Here is a 21031-nt window from a genome sequence, read left to right on the forward strand (position 1 = left end):
TACTCAGTGTGCCGCCGCAAGCCCGACGGCTGGCGCTTCCACGATCACGTTGCTCAGATGACCGATATGCTCGATCTCCACCTCAATGCGGTCGCCCTCTTTCATAAACAGCGGTGGGTTACGCTTTTTACCCACGCCGCCCGGGGATCCGGTGATGATCACATCGCCCGGGCTTAAGCGGGTAAAGGTGCTGATGTACTCAATCAGCTCCGCAACCTTGTGGATCATGCTGCTGGTGTTGTCTTCCTGCACCATGCGGCCGTTCAGCCAGGTGCGGATTGCAAGCCTGTGCGGATCCGGGATCTCATCCGCCGTTGCCATCCACGGGCCGAACGCGCCGGTCTGACGCCAGTTTTTACCTGCGGTAAACCAGGTGTGCTGCCAGTCGCGGGCGGAGCCGTCCATATAGCAGCTGTAGCCCGCCACGTGGCGCAGGGCGTCATCACGGCTGATGTTCTCCCCGCCTTTACCGATGATCACCGCCAGCTCGCCTTCGTAGTCGAATTCGCTGGAGTGGCGCGGCTTCAGCACCGGCTCGTTGTGGCCGGTCTGTGAATCCGGGAAGCGGACAAACAGCGTTGGGGCCGGGTTGTGCTGGTCAAACTCTTTGCGCTTGTCGGCGTAGTTCATGCCCACGCAGAGGATTTTTTCCGGCTGCTCAATCACCGGTAAGAAGGTGATGGCGCTCATCGGCACGTCCACGGCATCGTTCAGGTAGCGGGTGGCCTGTGCCAGCCCGTTGCCCTGCAGCAGCGCCTTGAGGTCGCTGTAGCGGTCGCCCAGACGGCGGCCTAAATCAATCACGCCGTCGGCCTGGACGATGCCGTAGCTGCGTTTTCCCTGGTATAAAAAGCTTGCGAGTTTCATTGTTCTTTCCTGAAAACTTAAACGAGGAAGTTGCCCAGAATCAGCAGTGAGACAGAGACGTTAATCGCGCCGCCGATACGGGTAGCAATCTGGGCGAACGGCATCAGGCTCATGCGGTTGCCTGCGGTCAGGATCGCCACGTCGCCGGTACCGCCCTGGCCGCTCTGGCAGCAGGAGACGATGGCGACATCAATCGGGTGCATACCAATCTTTTTGCCGACGAAGAAGCCGGTGGCGACCAGTGCAGAAACGGTGCTGACAATCACCAGCAGGTTGCTGACGGTGAACGCCGCCACCAGTTCATGCCATGGGGTGATGGCCACGCCAACGGCGAAGAGGATCGGGTAGGTCACAGAAGTCTGGAAGAATTTGTACACCACCTGAGAACCTTCCAGCAGGCGTGGAGAAGCGCCGTTGCAGAGCTTCACCAGCACCGCCATAAACAGCATGCCGACCGGAGCAGGCAGGCCAATCAGCTTGTGGCCGAGCATGCCCAGCATGTAGAGCAGCACCGCCAGCAGCGCGCCAGAGGCGATAGTGGTCACATCCGCTTTGCCGGAGAACGCAGGCTGAGAGACGGTGGTATCGGCATTGGCGCGGTTAGGCATCAGCTGGCCTTCACCGGTCAGGTGCGGGAAACGTTTACCGAGCTGGTTCAGGCAGCCGGAGATGATGATCGCCGTCAGACCGCCGAGCATCACCATCGGCAACACGCGGCCGAGCGCCACGCCCTGGTCCATGTGCAGTAAGGTGGCATAGCCGATGGAAAGCGGGATCGCCCCTTCCCCGACGCCGCCCGCCATAATAGGCAGAATGATAAAGAAGAAGATCTGGAACGGCTCAAGACCCAGCGCCAGGCCGACGCCCATCCCCACCAGCATGCCGACGATTTCGCCGCACAGCATCGGGAAGAAGATGCGCAGGAAGCCCTGAATCAGCACCGTGCGGTTCATGCTCATGATGCTGCCGACAATAATGCAGCAGATATAGAGATAGAGAATGTTGGTGGATTTGTAGAACTTGGTGGTGGACTCGACCACCACGTCCGGCAGCAGGCCATAGTAGACCAGCGCGGAAGGAATAAAGGTGGCGCAAATCGCCGCCGCGCCGAGCTTGCCGACAATCGGCAGGCGTTTGCCAAACTCGCCGCAGGCAAAGCCGAAGAAGGCCAGCGTTGCCACCATCACCACGATATCGCTCGGCAGTTTTCCGCCCAGGCAATCAATCGCGATCAGTGCACCCGCCAGAACGAACAGCGGCAGAGGAATAATCCCAATTTTCCAGGTATCCATAATATGCCACCAGCGCTCTTTGAGCGAAGGTCGCTGAATTTCAATCGGGTCGTGGGTAACAGAGAAAGAATCGTCAGTTGTGCTCATAATAAGCCCCTTGGTTATTTTGTGCGTTCAGCTTAGAGTCACAAAGGCTTACTTTATGTGAGGAATGGCATATTAAAAGCGAAGTTTTAATGGCAGCTATGGTTTTAATGGTTTCTTTTATTTAATGTGATTTATACCTTATTTATTAGCGTGGTTTTTATGGTTTCTTTTCCGAATCGAACAAACAAATAACATTTGTTCATGCAGCCAGAGGCACGGCAGACTTTAGGATAACGCTTTTACAGCGCCCGCTGTGCAAGGGATCACAAGTTTTCGGCAAAGCGGGCGTCCGCATGAAAAAAGATGATATATTGGCGATCTTTGCTGCTACCTTGCGTGATAGTTATGAAAGTCTCTTTCCAGATCAAGTTGTTTATTTCGCTGGTTGCCTTTTTCTCAGTACTTTTTGCGTTACTGGGCGGATATTATTATGCCGACGTCGGGAAACAGCTATATCAGGAAATGAGTACGCGAGCCAAAATACAGGCTGAAGAAATTGCACTTATTCCGACATTGCGTAATGAAGTTGAACAAAAAAATATCAGCGCCATCCATGATTTTATGCAGAAGATTTCTGCGCACAGTGACGCCAGCTTTATTGTGATTGGTGATAATAAGGGTCAGCATCTTTTTCACTCCGTCTTTGCCGACAGAGTGGGCACAACCCTGGTAGGCGGTGACAACGACGCCGTATTGCAGGGTAAAAGCACCACCACCATTCGCAAAGGCGGGTTGGGTATTTCGCTGCGCAGTAAGGCCCCCATTTTCAACGCTGCCGGACAGGTGGTCGGCATTGTTTCTGTCGGCTATCTCACCAGCTACCTGGACACCATTACCGTCAGTAAGGTGGTCAATATCCTGATTGCCGCCGTGCTGCTGCTGATCGCTCTCTTTATCTTCTCCTGGTTCTTTACCCGCAGCATCAAGAAGCAGATCTTCTCTCTTGAGCCGCGAGAAATCGGGCTGCTGGTGCGCCAGCAGAAGGCGATGATGGAGTCTATTTATGAAGGGGTGATTGCCATTGACGATCGGCGGCGGATTGAAGTGATCAACCAGGCGGCGCGCAAGCTGCTGGGTCTGAGCCAGCCGGCCCGTGAGCTGCGCGGGCAGCTGATAAGCCAGGTTATCGATCCGGTCCCGTTCTTCGACACGCAGACGATGCTGGCGAAAGATACCCATGACGAGATTTGCCGCTTTAACGATCTCACGGTGATTGCCAGCCGAGTGCACATCATGCTTGAGGGGTCGCTGCAGGGGTGGGTGATCACCTTCCGCGATCGCAACGAAATCGACTCGCTGAGCGCCCAGCTCAGCCAGGTAAAACGCTATGTCGATAACCTGCGTATTATGCGCCATGAGCAGTTAAACCGAATGACCACGCTCTCCGGCCTGCTGCATATGGGCCGCTATGAGGAAGCCATTGGCTACATTCAGGCGCAGTCGGAGCATGCCCAGGAGCTGCTGGACTTTATCTCTTCGCGCTTCAGCTCCCCGACCCTGTGTGGCCTGCTGCTGGGCAAAGCCGCCCGCGCGCGGGAGAAAGGCGTCGAACTGAGTTTCGACCCGGCATGTCGGCTGGACAGGCCGTTCCTGCCGTTAGGGGAACAAGAGCTGATTTCAATTATTGGCAACCTGCTGGATAACGCCATCGAAGCGACGCAGCGGTCGCCGCTTCCCCATGCGCCGGTAGAAGTGCTGATAAAACTCAGCGACCAGGAGCTGATTATTGAAGTGGCCGACCAGGGCGTTGGCATTACACCGGGGATCCGTGACCGGATCTTTGAACGCGGCATCACCACCAAAACACGCGGCGATCATGGGATTGGCCTGTATCTGATCGAAAGCTATGTCACACAGGCTGGCGGCGCGATAGAAGTTGCCGATAATACCCCGCGCGGCGCCATTTTCTCCTTGTTTATCCCGGCCACGGGAACCGCCCGGCAACTGGAAGACACCGACTATGCAACATGAACTTATCGACGTACTGATTGTTGAAGACGAGAACGAGCTGGCGCAACTGCACGCGGAGCTGATAAGCAAACATCCGCGACTGAGGCTGGTGGGCATTGCCTCGTCGCTGGCTGCGGCTCAGGCAGAACTTGCAAACAAACAGCCGCAGCTGGTGCTGCTGGATAACTATCTGCCGGACGGCAAAGGGATCTCGTTGATCAATAACCCCATGCTGGCCCGCGCCAACTGCTCGGTGATTTTTATTACCGCCGCCAGCGATATGGACACCTGCAGCCAGGCGATTCGCAACGGCGCGTTCGACTACATCCTCAAACCCGTCTCCTGGAAGCGGCTCAGCCAGTCGCTGGAGCGGTTTGTGCAGTTTGCCGAACAGCAGCGGGTCTGGAAGATTGTCGACCAGCAGAACGTGGATTCGCTGTATCAGCTACAGGCGAAAAACTACCGCCTGGACAACGGCAGCAAGGGCATTGAGGAAAATACGCTGGCGCGGGTGCAGTCGCTGTTTAACGACAAGGCAACGCACTGCTTTACCGTGGATGAAGTGGTGAGCGAAACGGGATTAAGCAAAACCACCACCCGGCGCTATCTGGAACACTGCGTGGAGGCGGGTTTTCTGACGGTGGAGATGCTGTACGGCAAGATTGGGCATCCGAGGAGGATGTACAAGCGTAGTGCGGTTTGATGAAAGGTTCCCTCTCCCTGTGGGAGAGGGTTAGGGTGAGGGCAGCAGCCTGCACTATCTCAACACATACCCATACAGCCGCTTGATCCCGTCGGCATCCTTCTCGCTGTAAACCCCCTGCAGCTCCGGCGAGAAGCCCGGCAGCAGGTTGATCCCCTCCTCCAGCGCCAGGAAGTAACGCTGTACCGCCCCGCCCCAGACTTCACCCGGCACCACGCACAGCACGCCCGGCGGATAGGGCAGCGCCCCTTCGGCCGCAATTCGCCCTTCGGCATCCCGTATGCGAACCAGCTCCACCTCTCCGCGAATATACGCCTGATTGGCATCCTGTGGGTTCATCACCACCTCCGGCAGGCTCTCCTTGCGGAACATCGCCTTCTGCAGATCCTTGACGTCAAAGCTGACGTAGAGATCGTGCATCTCCTGGCACAGCTGGCGAAGCGTGTAATCCCGGTAGCGCACCGGGTATTTCTGGAAGATCGTCGGCAGCACGTCCGCCAGCGGCGTGTCGTCTTCAATATGCTGTTCAAACTGGCCCAGCATCGCCACCAGCTGCGCCAGCTTCTCGCTGCTTTCGGCAGGCGTCAGCAGGAACAGGATCGAGTTGAGGTCGCATTTCTCCGGCACGATGCCGTTTTCGCGCAGGTAGTGCGCCAGAATCGTCGCCGGGATCCCGAAATCAGTGTACTCCCCGGTTTCGGCATCGATGCCCGGCGTGGTCAGCAGCAGCTTGCACGGGTCGACAAAGTACTGCTCGTGAGCATAGCCCTCAAACCCGTGCCATTTGGCCCCCGGCTCAAAGCTGAAGAAGCGCAGCTCGCTGGCGATGGCGTGCGTCGGATGATCCTGCCACGGCCGCCCCGCCACCACCGGTGGGATAAACGGTTTGATCATATGGCAGTTGGCGATGATCGCCTTGCGCGCCTCAATGCCCAGCTCGACGCACTCCGCCCACAGCCTGCGTCCGCTCTCCCCTTCATGTATTTTCGCGTTGACATCCAGTGCCGCAAACAGCTGGTAAAACGGGCTGGTGGAGGCATGCAGCATAAAGGCGTTGTTCAGCCGCTTGTGCGGGCAGAAACGCGCCTGACCACGAATGTGGTTATCCTTTTTATGGATCTGCGACGTTTGTGAGAACCCGGCCTGCTGTTTGTGCACCGACTGGGTCACGAAAATCCCAGGATCGTTCTCGTTCAGCTCCAGCAACAGCGGGGACGTTGCCGCCATCATCGGAATAAACTGCTCGTAGCCCACCCAGGCGGAGTCAAAGAGGATGTAGTCGCACAGATGGCCGATCTTGTCGATCACCTGACGTGCGTTGTAGATCGTCCCGTCGTAGGTGCCGAGCTGAATGATCGCCAGGCGGAACGGACGCGCCTCGTCGGCTTTCTCCGGCGCCGCCTCGCGGATCAGGTCCCGCAGATACGCGTCGTCAAAGCAGTGCTCGTCAATCCCGCCAATAAAGCCAAACGGGTTACGTGCAGCCTCCAGATAAACCGGCGTGGCACCCGCCTGGATCAGCGCCCCGTGGTGGTTAGATTTATGGTTGTTGCGGTCGAACAGCACCAGGTCGCCGCGGGTGAGCAGCGCGTTGGTCACTACCTTGTTGGCCGCCGACGTTCCGTTCAGCACGAAGTAGGTTTTATCCGCGTTGAACACTTTCGCCGCGAACTTTTGCGCGTGCTTGGCGGACCCTTCGTGGATCAGCAGATCGCCCAGCTTCACGTCGGCATTGCACATGTCGGCACGAAACACATTCTCACCGAAGAAATCATAGAACTGCCGCCCTGCCGGGTGTTTTTTGAAAAAGGCGCCGTGCTGGTGTCCCGGGCAGGCGAAAGTGCTGTTGCCCATCTCCACATACTGGCTCAAGGTGTCGAAAAACGGCGGCAGCAAATTCTCTTCATAACGACTGGCAGCAGTTTCCAGTTCCAGAAACTCCTGAGCTTTACCCGAGATGACCGCGGTGGCACCGTCAGGTACGTCCGTTGGCTCCTGAGAGAAAATAAACACCGGTAGCTGAAAGCCCGTACGTTTCAGCAGTGCAAGAATGCCGCTGCGACTTTCAGCTGTTGTGATGACGACGGCCGCCACATCGGTAAAATCAGTGCTGTCCAGCGTCACCTTTTCGCGGTGCGTAGACACGGTGGAGACCAGCTCGCGGCTGACGGCAATTTTCATGGTTTTCATAGGCGCAGTTACCCTCACCGAGCGGTGAGACAGGGAGGAGAAAATTCGCGCAATAATGTCACCTTTTATTTTGAGGTGCAAGAAGGAATCAGTATGCACGAAACCACCCAAAGCTAAGGCTCGCGCAGGCCTGACGTGCCATAATAATGCAATATCAATGATTAAATAACAGGAGTTAACTTTGGTTATCGGGCCATTTATCAACGCAGGAGCAGTATTGCTGGGCGGCGTACTCGGCGCCGTGCTGAGCCAGCGGTTGCCGGAGCGGATTCGCACCTCCATGCCCTCGATATTCGGCCTGGCATCGCTAGGGATCGGTATTCTGTTGGTGGTCAAATGCGCCAACCTGCCGGTGATGGTGCTGGCCACCCTGCTCGGCGCGCTGATTGGCGAGTTCTGCTATCTGGAAAAAGGCATTAACAGCGCGGTGAGTAAAGCCAAAAACCTGATTGCCCGACCCGGCGGCAAGGCGAAACACGGCACGCACGAGTCGTTTATTCAAAACTATGTCGCCATCATCATTCTGTTTTGCGCCAGCGGCACCGGGATTTTCGGTTCGATGCAGGAAGGGATGACGGGCGACCCGAGCATATTGATTGCGAAGGCGTTTCTTGATTTCTTCACCGCCACCATTTTCGCCACTACTCTTGGCGTCGCCGTGGCGGCGATTTGCGTCCCGATGCTGCTTATCCAGCTGGCACTGGCTACCTGCGCCACGTTAATTCTCCCGCTCACTACGCCGGCGATGATGGCAGACTTTACCGCCGTCGGCGGCCTGCTGCTGCTGGCTACCGGGCTGCGTATCTGTGGGATTAAGATGTTTGCCGTGGTGAACATGCTGCCCGCATTGCTGCTCGCCATGCCGCTCTCCGCGCTCTGGACGCACTTTTTCGCTTAAGGATGCGGCGAAATGGTGAGAGATTGCGCAGTCTGTAACGAAAACAACATTTTTCGTTGACGGCAGGGGGCAGATCGGGTTTAATGCGCCCCGTTGCCCGGATAGCTCAGTCGGTAGAGCAGGGGATTGAAAATCCCCGTGTCCTTGGTTCGATTCCGAGTCCGGGCACCACTATTTAAAGAACCCGCCCTCGTGGCGGGTTTTTGCTTTTGCGCTAGTCCAGCAGCTCATACAGCCAATCACTGACATAGTATTACGCTTCCAGCGTCAGACTTCCTTTTAATTTTTGATTAAAAAATAACAAGTCATTGTCTTAAAAAAACAAAGACAGGCCGTAAACATGATCTGTTTTGAACTTCTATACCAGCTACGCGTATACGCTTGCCCGAATGGTCTGCGAAAGCAGGATGGAGATCCACACGCAAAAAGGAAGGAATATTCGAATGGCTATACCGGCTTATCTATGGCTGAAGGACGATGGTGGCGCGTTGATTAAAGGCGGAGTTGATGTTCAACACAGAGAATGCAGCATTGAAGTGAAAGGTTTTCATCATAACCTTGTTATCCCAACAGATAACGCAACCGGTAAAATAACCGGTACGCGAATGCACTCACCTATGTTGATCATTAAGGAATTCGATTGTTCAAGCCCATACCTCTACAAAGCCGTTGCGACAGGTCAAAACCTGTCATCAGCTGAGATAAAGTAGTATCGGATAAATTACTCTGGCCTTGGAGAAGAGTATTTCAACATGTTGTCTGAAGACGTCAGGATAGTATCGATTTCCCTGCGATGACTACAGGCGATAACCCTAACGAAAACCCTATGGAAACCTTCGAACTCAAGTATGAGAAATCACCTGGAAGCATAACGATGGGAACATCATCTTTAGTGATGCATGGAACGAGCGTCAATCGGCGTAAACATCATAAGGGGCTTTCAGCCCCTTAGTCATATAGCCAGCGCCCCGCTTTTGCCGACTCAATAATCATTTCGAGATTTAGCGGCTTGTACTGCCGATCGCGGAATTTTTTTCTGAGCCGAAACTGAAACCAATACAGCTCCGGTTCAAAATAATGGTCCATCACAAAGTTGCTATATTCAATTCCATACCGGGTGAAAAGGTCAAGCAGCATGTCCTCAAGATCTTCTGGTACGAGATTGAAATGCTCCTGGAAGGTCCATTCTTTCCTTGCCGGAGTTTTACGGTCACTATAATTCTCAGTGATGTAATCTAGTAATTCTTGCTCATCAGGAAGCAACATCAGAAGTATGTCCAGGCAATACGATCTTTAGGTCGCGCGATGAGGTTGTACTTGCTTCTCGTTTCTCTGGCAACCTTAATAAAAATAATCACCGCCTGAGTATAGCCAACATACGGAACCGCCCGCCCTACTGCTGCCCCGACCTTGTTTGTTAGACGTGTCTTACCCATACCAATGGTGGTTTCGACCCTTATGCCATCGGGGAAACGTGCTCCCTTTAAAATACGCCGCGCCACTTTCGAGGCAATACTTGTCCGTGATCCGGATGCACCCAGGACCTTTCGCTTAGGCAGAAGGGGTTGCCCAGCCAAAATGGTTGCAGCAGTCTCAACCGTCACCCCTATATGATTTGCAAGACCTTCAGCAAATATGAGCAAAAATAGCTCCTGCGCTGTTACGTTAGCATTACCGTGATAGAAATATGTTCCACCAGACTCTTCAACCGTGTCCATTACAGCGTCCTTTCTCTCGTTTTGAGCCAGAGTAAATCCATATCTGAAACAAGGATGCTGTCACCGTCCATTTTTCTTAAAACTCAGAATAGCGCCCGCAAGACAGTTTTATGCTTTTGGTCTCTCCCCAACCCAGGGATCGTTCCTACCTGCGCCCAGCAGTTTGTTTTTGAAGATAAACAAACACGCCTCATTAAAATTCTCCGCCCCCAGCCGTTCCGAGAGCGCCGTCCGTTTACGATAGAGACTTTTCACCGACGTATTCAGCTCGCCTGCAACCTCCTCCATTAACATCCCTGCCCTCAACATGGACTGACCCCGCCAACCACTCAGCGAAATGAGTAAATTACTCAACAGGATAGGGGCTCTCCCCGTCATCCGGCTTTATCGAAAGTGCAAAGATTGCTTTCAGATATGTAGGACAGCTATTCACTGGAGCAGGAGTGGCACAACATATGTGAGCACCAGCAACAAATCAGGCCGAGGAGCGAAGCTGTAAAAAGCGACTTCTGCTTCAGACCCCGTAACTACATTGCTACTATATTGTCCATGCGTTGGCACGCATGGCTGTCAGAGGGAGCCGTTTATCAGTCTAAACAAATGCCGGTAAAGCAATTGAGAGGAATTACAATGGATGCAGCATTGCTTAACATGATGCAATCAGGTGGAAGAAATAAAGCCTGGGCGGAAACGATGGTGAATATGGAAGCCAGAAAACTGGTAAATACAGCCAACACTCTGTCGGCTTTTCATCTCAGCGATGGTCTGACTCGAATGAAGTTTATTCAGGAAATTCGGGACCTCATAGAACAACAGTTTACGTTAGCTCGTCGGGCTAAATCAGATGAAGAATGCATGGAATGCGTTAAAAAACTTAGAGAAGAAAACTATAACCTTCTGGAACAAGCTCGTTTATTACGAACTAAGGCAGCGAAGCTTTACGCTAAAGTCGAGTTCATCCGAGAGAATAACAAAATTGTTGGGTATGTTATCTCGGCAGTTAGTGTTGTCCTGGCCGGTGCTGAAATAGCCGCAGGATTTACCCTTATTGGCACTATGACCCCTCTCGGGGTCCTTGCTGGTGCGGTTCTGGTTACTGACGGGGCAAACAGCATCAGTAAAGAAGTGGCTCGCTACGCAACGAACAACACTACCAGTGAAGGGCTGGTCGCGGATGCCGCGATGTCTACAGCTGAGTTTATGGGCTTTAGTCGTGAGAACGGGTTAGGTGTCTACAAATCAATTTCACTGGCCGCTAACGCTTATACCATTTTTGGCTTGTTGCGGCGACCAGGTACCTGGCGACTGTTTCGTTATATGCCCACAGACTATTACCGAAAGGTGAGCACACTGAGCCGCCCGCAGCTTACAATGAAAATTGCTGGTTATGGGGTCAAAGCTAAGATTATTTTTGATCTGTTGTCCGTCAGCGATCCGTCCCAGAATTAGTCAGCATTTTACGATAACGCCAGGATTTGTAGCCAAGTTTTGCTGGCGTTATATACCAGATAAAAGGGAGTACAATCAATAACGTGAGCGCAAGTGTCAGACTTGTATCCCTGGATGCAAGTAAAAGAGTTAAAGCCAGTATGATAAAGGCAATAATAGTTATCCACTTCATTGCCTTAAAACGATTGGCCAGATCATGAGTTACGCTATCAAACGAACCACCGTAATTCTCGATATTGTTTTTTAGCTTTTGAAGATCTCGTTTACTAAAACCTGATTTTAAAAGTGCTTCTTCGCTCGTCATTCTGCCATCCGTCCCATAACTCACTGAAACCTGTGACGAAGTTTAACTTAATTTGACGGATAAATCGCTCCTTGACGATATTTGTAAAATTTTTATTTAAATCAAATATTTGAAGATATGCTACACAGTAGCGGTGACCAGACTCTTCAATCGTGTCCATGACAACGTCCTTGTGTCGTTTTGAGCCAGAGTAAATCCAAACCCAAGGCCAGGAAGTTGTCCTCATCCAGCATTCTCAAAGCTCAGAATACCGCCCGCAATTTTGCTTTTGATCTCTCCCCAACCTAGGGATCGTTCCCACCTGCGTCCAGCAGTTTGTTTTTAAAAATAAACAAACACGCCTCGTTGAAGTTCTCCGCCCCCAGGCGTTCCGAGAGCGCCGTTCGTTTGCGGTAGAGGCTTTTCACCGACGTATTCAGCTCATCGGCAATGGCTTCCATCGACATCCCTGCCCTCAGCAAGCGCAGCATGATCGCTTCGTGCGTGCTAAGCCGTAAATTCAGCAGCCACTTCGTGGTCAGGCGCCTGCCCTTCATATTGAGCACCAGATTAAACAGCGAGGCCATATCCGGCGCAGTGAGCGACGTGTTCATAAACAGCTTCATACTGAGCAGATTCTCCTCGCGGTGACGCATATCAAGCATAACGCAGCAGATTGTTTTTTTCGTTCTGGCCGGATGGCGTATCAGGTAATCATATAAACGGAGCGGACAACGACTATCAATCAATACAGAATATTCATCTGCACCGTTATCAAATATGTTTCTGTCAATCGAGTCGAGCAGGATAATATCCGGAAAAAATATCCGCATTCCTCTGACAAGGTAGCGATCCTGAGTCACTAACACTATTGAAGTTGCCACTAACCATCCCTTTTAGATTAAAGCAAGAACGATCCTTCAGAAAGAAGGCCGCCTTCGTTTTATAGCGCTGTTATATTAACGATAAATGTATTCTGGCTTTGGACATCCCTCAATACAGACATTGATGAGTAAGACTTCCTGTAGACTATCATTCAATGTCTGCCATTAATTATAAATAAAAAACAATCGCAGAAAAGTCACTTCTCTAAACATTAAGAATTTTTGTCATGAAACTTCCCAAACATGCACCAGAAAGTACTTTAATTGAGGCGGATAAACGTCACTAAAAATATATACAAAACTGTCACAATAAAAATAAAATCATTTTATTTCAGATAGTTACGATTAAGCTCTCAATTCAAAATAATCATTAAAACCTGCTCATTCCAGAATTATCTCAAAACTACTCAGCCGCTTTTCAGCATATTTATCCGGCAACATATCAGGTGTACATTACCTCCCATCCAGTCTACTGAGATGAGGATCCATAATTACCTTTAAGTAAGTACCCCGTAACATCACTGCATTCAGATTTAATGTTCTCATTTATGGCCTTTTACGCTGAGCTTAAAGGCGGCCGTGTTATGCAATGGATTCATGATAAACAAATGGCAAATAGATATGGAAAGATCACTTAGCTTCAGTACATTATTCTTTTATCGCACCCCAACATTATTGTTTCTGTTATTACTCTTTCCTGTTCTGGTTCAGGCTACGGAATCCGTTTATGAGCAACAGATTCAACAGGCGCGTAACGGTAATTACACGTCGTTTCTCGATTATCTTCAGCGTTATCAGCAGCAGCATGCCCTGACGCCTGAACACGTCGCGGACTGGTTACAGGTGGCGGCCTGGGCAGGTCATGATGACGAGGTTATTCAGGTCTGGCAGCGCTACAGCATTTATATGCCGCTACCCGCCCGTGGCGTTGCGGCTGTCGCGCAATCCAGGCGAAATCAAAAGGCGTGGCAGCCCGCCCTGGCGCTCTGGGAAAAGGCGCGCAGCCTTGCGCCGGATAACGACGATTATCGTATCGGCTATATCAAAACCCTGGCCGATGCCCGCAAAGATACGCTTGCCCTGCAGGAAGCCCGGCGGCTGGTGGCGGAAAATCCCTCTCAGGCGCATCTTCAGACGCTGGCGTATGTCTGGTTACGCCAGGGAAAAAGCTGGGATCGGCTCTTAGCAGACACGCGCGCGCTGAATATCGCACCTGAGAATAAAACGCTCCTCAGGGAGCTGATTGATGCGCTAACGGATAACCGGGTCAATACCCCCGCGCTCCTTCTTTCACAAAAGGTGGCGCTGTCCCCCGCAGAGCGTCGTCGCCTTGAGCTGAATGCCGCAGCCGAAAGCGTTCGCCTTGCCGATGTGCCTGGCCGAACAGAAAAGGAGCGCCTGCAGCTTGCGCAATCTGCGCTGAATCGTTACGGCGCGCTGCTTGCTCGCTGGCAACGCGAGCCGCAGGCGGCGGAAGACATCATCCTTGCGCGTATCGACCGGCTCGGCGCGCTGTACGCCCATGGTGATTACCCGCGGGTCATCAGCGAATATCAGGATCTGACGGCAGCCCAGCATCCGGTGCCGGGCTGGGCAATCGGCTGGGTGATCTCCGCGTACCTGCAGGAGAAAAACGCGGCTGCCGCCTTCTCGCTTCTGCAACGCTATCCGCAATACGCTTCCGACCCGCAGGACGAGGAGCACGCGCTTTTCTACGCCTGGCTGGATACGGGAGAGTATCCGTCCGCCCGCCGGTATGCAGAGCGCCAGACCCGCAACGTCCCCTGGACCCGTTACGATTTCGGCTCACCTACCCCTCAGCCTAACGATCTGTGGCTTACCGGGCAGTCGCTCCGTTTTAACTATTTGCTGGCGACGAATGCCCTGCCGGAAGCCGAAAAGCTGGCGCACCATCTGGCGACAACGGCGCCGGGCAATCAGGGCTTACAGATTGACTACGCCACGCTGCTTCAGGCGCGGGGTCTGCCGCGCGCGGCCGAGCAAACGCTGAAAATGGCCGAGGCGCTGGAGCCCTCGAATCTGGAACTTGAGCAGCAGCAGGCTTACGTCGCCATGGATCTGCAGGAGTGGCGGCAGATGGATTTACTGGCCGACGACGTCATCACCCGCACGCCCGTCGATCGCAGCGCAAGGCGTCTGGACAGGCTACGCACCGTCCACCACATGTCCGAACTGCGCCTCAACGCGAGCAAGGGCTTGCACTCCGATAACCCCGTCAGCGGGACGCACGACCTCAACTGGGACGCCACGCTCTATGGCCCGCCCGTAGCGGATAACTGGCGGCTGTTTGCCGGCACCCGCTATGCGCAGAGTAATTTCGAAGAAGGCAAAGGCACCAGCCGTCACCTGTTGGGCGGCGTCGAATGGCGACCACGCGACCTCCAGCTCGAAGCCGAGCTCTCCAGCAACCGCTATCACGGGGCAAACAAGCCGGGCGCTCGCCTCTCAACCTCGTACGTTCTGACGGATAACTGGCAGGTCAGCGGCAGCCTTGAACGCCTGTCGCGCACCACGCCCCTGCGGGCGTTACGCAACGGAATTAGCGCCAACCGGGGTGAAGGCGGGGTGCGCTGGTATCAAAACGAGCGCCGTGAGTACCAGTTCAGCGCCGCCCTCAGCCGCTTCTCAGACCATAACCGCCGTCAGGAATACACCCTCATGGGTAAGGAGCGTCTCTGGCAGACCCCGTCCCTGACGCTGGATCTCGAACCAGGGATCGCCGCCAGTAAAAACAGCCTGCACGACACGCTCTATTACAACCCGGCGCGGGACCTGTCCGTGACGGCCGCCCTGTCCATCGACCATGAAATGTATCGCCATTACGACACCCTCTGGAGCCAGCAGTTCGTGGCGGGTGGCGGCGGCTACTGGCAGAAAAATCAGTCCGCTGGCGCCATCACCCTGCTGGGTTACGGACAACGCGTTCAGTGGAACAACGTCATGGACACCGGCGTGATGCTGAACTGGGACAAGCGCCCTTACGACGGCAAACGCGAGAGCAACCTCTCCGTCACGTTTGATGCGACTTTACGCTTTTAAGGATGATGATGATGAACACACGTTTTTCCGTGAGCCTGATACTCATCGGCTGGCTCTGCCTCAGCGCGAGCGTCTGCGCGCAGGCATTTACGTTTATTGCGCCCAACGCGCGGCCACAGCTGGAGGCGAGCAAACCCTGGCCGCAGAACCAGTTTCTGGTACTGGCCTACCACGACGTCGAAGACGATGCCGCCGATCAGCGCTACCTCTCCGTGCGTACCAGCGCGTTAAACGAGCAGATAAGCTGGCTGCTGCACAACGGCTATCACGTCATCAGCGTGCAGGACATCCTGGATGCCCATGACGGGAAAAAAACGCTGCCGCCCAAAGCCGTTCTGCTCAGCTTTGACGACGGCTACAGCAGCTTTTACACCCGCGTCTGGCCGCTGCTTCAGGCGTGGAACGTTCCTGCGCTGTGGGCGCCGGTGGGCAGCTGGGTGGATACGCCGGAAAATCAAAAAGTTAACTTCGGCGGCCTGATGACGCCCCGCGATCGCTTCGCGACGTGGGACATGGTGCGCGAACTCAGCCAGTCCCCGCTGATTGAGATTGGATCGCATACCTGGGCCTCGCATTACGGCATTCCGGCCAACCCGCAGGGCAGCCGCGAACCGGCCATCGCCAATCGCTTTTATGATAAAGCAACGGGCCGCTATGAAACCGACCAACAGTTCAACCAGCGGATCGGCGATGACGTTCGTAAAGTGACCGAAAAAATCACGCAGGTGACGGGCAAGGCGCCGCGCGCCTGGGTCTGGCCCTACGGCGCTGCTAACGGTACGTCGCTTGCGATCGCCAGACAGCAGGGTTACCAGCTGGCCTTTACCCTTGAGGACGGGCTGGGGAACGTTCAGGAGCTGGGGAACATCCCTCGTCTGCTGATCGCCGGTAATCCCTCCCTCAAGGCGTTTGCCAGTACGGTAAGCCAGGTTCAGGAGCGCGAGCCCGTGCGCGTCATGCACGTCGATCTCGACTACGTTTACGATCCCGATCCGGCCCAGCAGACTCAAAATATCAACAGGCTGATCCAGCGGGTCTACGACATGAAAATCAGCCATGTTTTCCTGCAGGCGTTTGCCGACCCGCAGGGCGACGGCAGGATCAAGGCGCTCTATTTTCCCAACCGCCAGCTGCCGGTCCGGGCCGATCTCTTTAATTTTGTCTCCTGGCAGCTGCAAACCCGCGCGGGCGTGAAAGTCTTCGCGTGGATGCCGGTGCTCTCGTTCGATCTCGATCCTGCTCTGCCGCGCGTGCAGCGCCGGGATCGCCAGACAGGCCAACTGAGCGAGGCCACCGAGCCCTATATCCGGCTCTCCCCGTGGGACCCGCAGGTGCGCCAGCAGGTGACGGACATCTATGAAGATCTGTCCCGCTATGCCAGCTTCAATGGGATTTTGTTTCATGACGATGCGGTGCTGACGGACGTGGACGATGCCGGGCAGGACACGACTCGCCAGAAGAGCCAACTGCTTATCGGGTTTACCCACGCCCTGAGCCTGGCGGTGAAGCATATCCGTGGCCCGCAGATAAAAACCGCGCGCAATATGTTCGCCTTACCCATTCTGCAGCCCGAAAGCGAGGCGTGGTTCGCGCAGAATCTTGACGATTTTCTGGCGGAGTATGACTGGACGGTGCCGATGGCCATGCCGTTGATGGAGTCCGTCCCGGTAGACGAAAGCGATGCCTGGCTGACGCGTCTGGTTAAAGCGGTCGCCACGCGTCCCGGCGCGCTCGATAAAACCATTTTCGAGCTGCAGGCCAGAGACTGGGATAAGCAACCGCCGCGCGCCGTTTCCGACAGCCAGCTGGCACAGTGGATGCGCGTGCTCCAGCTGAACGGCGTCAAAAACTACGGCTACTACCCCGATGATTTCATCAACAACCAACCTGATATCTCACGTATCAGGCCTGTATTTTCTTCGTACTGGTATCCTGACAATGACTGATCGCATTATCGCCTTTTCTATTTTATGTCTGGTATTCGGGTTGCCGTTAGGCGTGGCCGCCCTCTTTACCGGTGAGCTGATTCTGGATTTTGTGTTCTTCTGGCCGCTGTTCATGTCGGTGCTCTGGATAACCGGCGGCCTCTATTTCTGGTTTCAGCTTGAACGCCACTGGTCGTGGGATAAAGACACGCCCGCGCCGACGCTCGCCGGTGAGCCGCTCATCTCCATTCTGATCCCCTGCTTTAACGAGGGACGAAATGCCCGGGAGACCATCAGCGCCGCGCTGGATCAGCGGTATGAAAATATAGAAGTTATCGCCATCAACGACGGTTCGTCTGACAACACGGCGGAGGTATTGCAGGCTCTGGCGCAGGAACATCCGCGCCTGCGGGTGATTAACCTCGCGGAGAACCAGGGGAAGGCGCTGGCGCTCAAAGCCGGGGCAGCGGCGGCCCGGGGCGATCTGCTGGTCTGCATTGACGGTGACGCCCTGCTCGATCGCGATACGGCAGCGTATCTGGTGGCACCGCTGATTCAGTATCCCCACGTTGGGGCAGTCACCGGCAATCCACGTATTCGCACGCGCTCCACGCTGATTGGTCGCATCCAGGTGGGCGAGTTCTCATCGATTATTGGGCTCATCAAGCGGACGCAGCGGATCTATGGCCGGGTCTTTACCGTCTCGGGCGTTATTGCCGCCTTTCGCCGACAGGCGCTGGCGGACGTCGGGTACTGGAGCCCGGACATGATCACCGAAGACATCGACATCAGCTGGAAGCTCCAGCTGCGCCACTGGGATATCTTTTTCGAGCCGCGGGCGCTGTGCTGGATCCTGATGCCGGAGACGCTCAAGGGTCTGTGGAAACAGCGTCTGCGCTGGGCCCAGGGCGGCGCGGAGGTGTTTCTGGTCAACCTGCGCAGGATTGTGCGCTGGGAGCATCACCGCATGTGGCCCCTGTTTCTTGAGTATGCCCTGTCAACGCTGTGGGCCTTCGCGTACGCGATGACGGTGCTGTTATTTATCCTCAGCCATATCGCCCCTGTTCCTGCCAGGCTGACCGTGGAGAGCCTTTTTCCACCGGAGTTTACCGGGCTGCTGCTGGGCGTGATGTGCCTCCTGCAGTTCCTGGTCAGTTTGTACATCGAGAGGCGCTATGAACGGAAGGTAGCCAGCTCGCTTTTCTGGGTGATCTGGTTCCCGATGGTGTACTGGATGATTGGCCTGTTCACCACCCTCGTCGCATTTCCAAAAGTCATGCTTAAACGCCAGCGTGCCCGCGCGCGCTGGATCAGTCCGGACCGGGGAAAAGGAAGCATTCAATGAACGAAAATACCTTAATTTTGACCGAACATCGGCTATTGCCACGTGTTTTCGATGCCGCGTTAACGCTGGTGGCGTGGGGAGGCTTTCTGTTTTTCCTGTATGCCCGGCTCTGGATGCAGCTCACCGATGAGAGCGACCACCGCTGGGGCGTCATTATTGCGTCCTTTAATACGGTGTTGATCTATTTACTGTTCGCCGCGCTCAACGGCTGGCTGCTGATTTTGTGGTATCAGTACAACCGCCGCCGCGCCCACGTGAGGCGGCGTCAGCCGGGCTATTTTCACCAGGAGGAGCTGGCCCGCAGCTTTAATGTCTCACCGCAGATCATCTCCGAGATGAGCCAGTACAACCTGCTGACGGTCTATCATGACCAGATTGGCCGCATCATCGATCTGAAGATCAACGGACAGGAAGAGGAAGAACAGTAACGAAAAGCCCCCGCAGGATACCCAGCGGGGGCTTTTTTCTCGCGGGAGTCAACTACTTATCTTTCACCACAATCAGCGGCTCGATATCGCTCTCTTTCTTCACCACCAGCGAGTCATCGCCGCGCAGGCAGGTACCCCCGTAGTTCCCGCCCACGGTGAAGGTGCAGACCTGAATGTACTTGCCGTCGACCTTCGGCAGGCACCACAGCTGCTGGTAGATGTTTTTACGGTCGACAAACTTGCCGCTGGATTTATCCAGCAGTTCGTCCTGGGCGCTAATCAGGTCGATATTGCTGCCGCAGCGTCCGGCAATCGGCTTGACGGCATAGCCGGTCTGCTTCAGCAGATCGTTAACCTCAAAATCGGTGTCGAGCAGGTAACGGTGGTTCGGGAACAGCTGCCACAGTACCGGGAGAATCGCCTTGTTGCCGGGAATGACGGTCCACAGCGGTTCAAAGACCAGCACCTCCGGGCGCAGCAGGACGTCAATCAGGCGCACCTCGCCTTCAGGATGTCCGGTCCGGATCGGCACGGCGGCGTATTCGGTTTCGCTGACCTCGCGGATCTGCTCTATCGCCGTCTCCCACGCCCAGGTTTTCCACACGCAGTTGACGTGGCGACCTTCGTCGTCAATCAGCTGTCCGGCGGCATCCCAGCTCAGCGCCCCCAGCCCGTGCAGGATTTTGGTTTCAAACCCGGCCTGCATCAGCGAACGCTGGATAAAGAGCGCGTGATAGTCCTCTTCGACATCGTTGTCCTGCATGATGTGGACAAACGGCCGCGCGTGGCTGTGCTTCCAGGCGCCGGTCAGCTCTTCCAGCAGCCCTTCCGCCGGGTTATGCCCGTTGCCGCGATAGCCGTTTTTCACCCACTCTTCGAGAATCAGCCCGCCCTCGGTATGGCAGGAGGCGGAATCCGCGTTGTACTCGTAGACCTTGATCCCGCGCTCATCCATGCAGAAATCCATACGACCGGTGATCATATGGTGACGACGCCACTGCCAGGAGAGGCGCAGGCGCGGCCAGAGGATTTTCGGGATGTCGAAAAGCGCCAGCAGACTGTCGTCTTTCAGCACCTTGTCCGTCGCGTGCAGGTACATCAGGTGCAGTTCGTTGGTGGCCTTGATCAGCTCCTGCTCGGCGCTTTTGGTAATGGTGAAGTACTGGCAGGGATCTTTGTTGATCACATGGCCGTTGGCGCGGATATACGCCTGCTGCAATGCGTCATTTTCGTTAAGCCATTTTCCGTCGAACTGACGCCTGTTTTTCAGCCGCGCGCCGCTGATTTTCAGCAGTTCGCCGTCGATTTCCGGCTGGGGAATGCTGTGTTCCGTGTCGTCGGTCTGGATCATCCAGCCGAGGATCTCCGTGTCGTTGAAAGTGTCATGGATCGTATAACACCCGTTCTCCACGCTCAGACGCAGCTCGCGCGTCCATTGCTGCCCGAGCGGCAGCGGAGAGTGAATCACGTTCTGCTCGGCGATACGCACCTTATCGTCCAGAAGCTGGGTGATCACCGCCACGTGGCCGGTCTCGTGAAACTCGCCGCCCTTTTGCCAGATCAGCAGCGCCCCGGCGCGCGGCGCGCGTTTTGAGCCATTAGCAAAAGCCTGAAGGGGCAGGATGTTATCGTTCACCACCTGACGCAAAAAGCGCAGGGAGAAGATCTCCCACGCCATGCCGACGTCGGTAAACACGAAGCCATAGTTGAGAAACAGGAAACGGCGGGCAAACTCAACGCACTGCCACTTGTGGCCCATGTATTCGTTGCCAATATAGCTGCGAAAATCCGCGTCTTGCGGGTAGTTGCGCGGGTCCAGACTGCCGTAATTTGAAGAGTAAATCGCCACGCCACCGGGCGCATAGCCTAACAATGTCCCGAATGGCGCATCACTGCTTAACTTTCCTTTACGCATGTATCCAACCTAAAACAGGCAGGCGGCAATTTTTTTA

Annotated in this window: 16 protein-coding genes, 1 tRNA gene and 2 pseudogenes; 10 read left to right on the forward strand and 9 right to left on the reverse strand. The window is 54.8% G+C overall.

Annotated features, from left to right (window positions below; genetic code table 11):
- Positions 1-3: 3 nt before the first annotated feature.
- Positions 4-867 (reverse strand): fumarylacetoacetate hydrolase family protein, encoded by an 864-nt coding sequence (locus GXP72_RS19050; RefSeq protein ID WP_032650155.1) that lies wholly within the window; start codon positions 865-867, stop codon positions 4-6.
- Between the two features lie 17 nt (positions 868-884).
- Positions 885-2246, reverse strand: a complete 1362-nt coding sequence (locus GXP72_RS19055; protein WP_032650157.1) for a 2-hydroxycarboxylate transporter family protein — start codon at positions 2244-2246, stop codon at positions 885-887.
- Between the two features lie 345 nt (positions 2247-2591).
- Between GXP72_RS19055 and GXP72_RS19060 the strand changes: the two genes are divergently transcribed.
- Together GXP72_RS19060 and GXP72_RS19065 are read left to right on the forward strand one after the other, a co-directional pair.
- Entirely contained in the window at positions 2592-4217 is a 1626-nt protein-coding gene (locus GXP72_RS19060) for a sensor histidine kinase (protein WP_208763246.1), read from the forward strand.
- Positions 4207-4899, forward strand: a complete 693-nt coding sequence (locus GXP72_RS19065) for a response regulator (protein ID WP_090418633.1) — start codon at positions 4207-4209, stop codon at positions 4897-4899. The genes GXP72_RS19060 and GXP72_RS19065 overlap by 11 nt, the downstream gene beginning before the upstream one ends.
- Positions 4900-4953: 54 nt before the next feature.
- Here GXP72_RS19065 and GXP72_RS19070 read toward each other — a convergent pair whose 3' ends face one another.
- Positions 4954-7089: an ornithine decarboxylase gene (locus GXP72_RS19070; protein WP_208763247.1), complete on the reverse strand. Its 2136-nt coding sequence runs from the start codon at positions 7087-7089 to the stop codon at positions 4954-4956.
- Positions 7090-7270: 181 nt separating this feature from the next.
- Here GXP72_RS19070 and GXP72_RS19075 point away from each other — a divergent pair, with 181 nt between their 5' ends.
- The 3 genes and pseudogenes from GXP72_RS19075 to tssD all read left to right on the forward strand — a co-directional run bounded on the left by GXP72_RS19075 (position 7271) and on the right by tssD (position 8911).
- Positions 7271-7987: a DUF554 domain-containing protein gene (locus tag GXP72_RS19075; RefSeq protein ID WP_090418639.1), complete on the forward strand. Its 717-nt coding sequence runs from the start codon at positions 7271-7273 to the stop codon at positions 7985-7987.
- Positions 7988-8082: 95 nt separating this feature from the next.
- Positions 8083-8158 (forward strand) — tRNA-Phe (locus GXP72_RS19080).
- Between the two features lie 272 nt (positions 8159-8430).
- A pseudogene (tssD, locus tag GXP72_RS19085) lies at positions 8431-8911 on the forward strand (type VI secretion system tube protein TssD).
- Positions 8912-8935: 24 nt separating this feature from the next.
- Here tssD and GXP72_RS19090 read toward each other — a convergent pair.
- The 3 genes and pseudogenes from GXP72_RS19090 to GXP72_RS19100 form a co-directional block, all read right to left on the reverse strand.
- Positions 8936-9253, reverse strand: a complete 318-nt coding sequence (locus tag GXP72_RS19090) for a DUF1493 family protein (RefSeq protein WP_024906537.1) — start codon at positions 9251-9253, stop codon at positions 8936-8938.
- Positions 9253-9705 carry an STM2901 family protein gene (locus GXP72_RS19095; RefSeq protein ID WP_208763248.1) on the reverse strand — a complete coding sequence of 151 codons (453 nt, stop codon included), beginning with the start codon at positions 9703-9705 and terminating at the stop codon, positions 9253-9255. The genes GXP72_RS19090 and GXP72_RS19095 overlap by 1 nt, the downstream gene beginning before the upstream one ends.
- Before the next feature lie 108 nt (positions 9706-9813).
- Positions 9814-10014 (reverse strand): annotated as a pseudogene (locus GXP72_RS19100) (hypothetical protein); the annotation flags it as partial.
- Positions 10015-10335: 321 nt separating this feature from the next.
- Between GXP72_RS19100 and GXP72_RS19105 the strand changes: the two are divergent.
- Entirely contained in the window at positions 10336-11154 is an 819-nt protein-coding gene (locus GXP72_RS19105; RefSeq protein ID WP_024906534.1) for a DUF4225 domain-containing protein, read from the forward strand.
- On the opposite strand, the gene GXP72_RS19110 is transcribed toward GXP72_RS19105, so the two are convergent.
- On the reverse strand, positions 11132-11458 hold the full coding sequence (locus GXP72_RS19110; RefSeq protein ID WP_071994442.1) for a hypothetical protein: 327 nt from the start codon (positions 11456-11458) through the stop codon (positions 11132-11134). The two genes, GXP72_RS19105 and GXP72_RS19110, sit on opposite strands and share 23 nt — an antisense overlap.
- Before the next feature lie 284 nt (positions 11459-11742).
- Positions 11743-12270: a helix-turn-helix domain-containing protein gene (locus tag GXP72_RS19115; RefSeq protein WP_048990453.1), complete on the reverse strand. Its 528-nt coding sequence runs from the start codon at positions 12268-12270 to the stop codon at positions 11743-11745.
- Positions 12271-12942: 672 nt separating this feature from the next.
- Between GXP72_RS19115 and pgaA the strand changes: the two genes are divergently transcribed.
- The 4 genes from pgaA to pgaD are packed head-to-tail and all read left to right on the forward strand — an operon-like array spanning position 12943 to position 19079.
- Positions 12943-15381, forward strand: a complete 2439-nt coding sequence (gene pgaA / locus GXP72_RS19120; RefSeq protein WP_208763249.1) for a poly-beta-1,6 N-acetyl-D-glucosamine export porin PgaA — start codon at positions 12943-12945, stop codon at positions 15379-15381.
- Positions 15382-15389: 8 nt separating this feature from the next.
- Positions 15390-17327, forward strand: coding sequence for a poly-beta-1,6-N-acetyl-D-glucosamine N-deacetylase PgaB (gene pgaB / locus GXP72_RS19125; protein ID WP_208763250.1), 1938 nt, complete (start codon positions 15390-15392; stop codon positions 17325-17327).
- Positions 17320-18651 carry a poly-beta-1,6-N-acetyl-D-glucosamine synthase gene (gene pgaC / locus GXP72_RS19130; protein WP_208763251.1) on the forward strand — a complete coding sequence of 444 codons (1332 nt, stop codon included), beginning with the start codon at positions 17320-17322 and terminating at the stop codon, positions 18649-18651. Before pgaB ends, pgaC begins: the two co-directional genes overlap by 8 nt.
- Complete coding sequence (pgaD, locus tag GXP72_RS19135; RefSeq protein WP_090418649.1) at positions 18648-19079, forward strand: poly-beta-1,6-N-acetyl-D-glucosamine biosynthesis protein PgaD; 432 nt, start codon at positions 18648-18650, stop codon at positions 19077-19079. The genes pgaC and pgaD overlap by 4 nt, the downstream gene beginning before the upstream one ends.
- A 52-nt stretch (positions 19080-19131) precedes the next feature.
- Here the strand turns inward: pgaD and gss are convergent, their stop codons facing one another.
- On the reverse strand, positions 19132-20994 hold the full coding sequence (gene gss / locus GXP72_RS19140; RefSeq protein ID WP_090418652.1) for a bifunctional glutathionylspermidine amidase/synthase: 1863 nt from the start codon (positions 20992-20994) through the stop codon (positions 19132-19134).
- Positions 20995-21031 lie beyond the last annotated feature (37 nt).

Source organism: Enterobacter sp. SES19, from assembly GCF_011765665.1.
In the GTDB taxonomy this organism is placed as follows: Bacteria; Pseudomonadota; Gammaproteobacteria; order Enterobacterales; family Enterobacteriaceae; genus Enterobacter; species Enterobacter pseudoroggenkampii.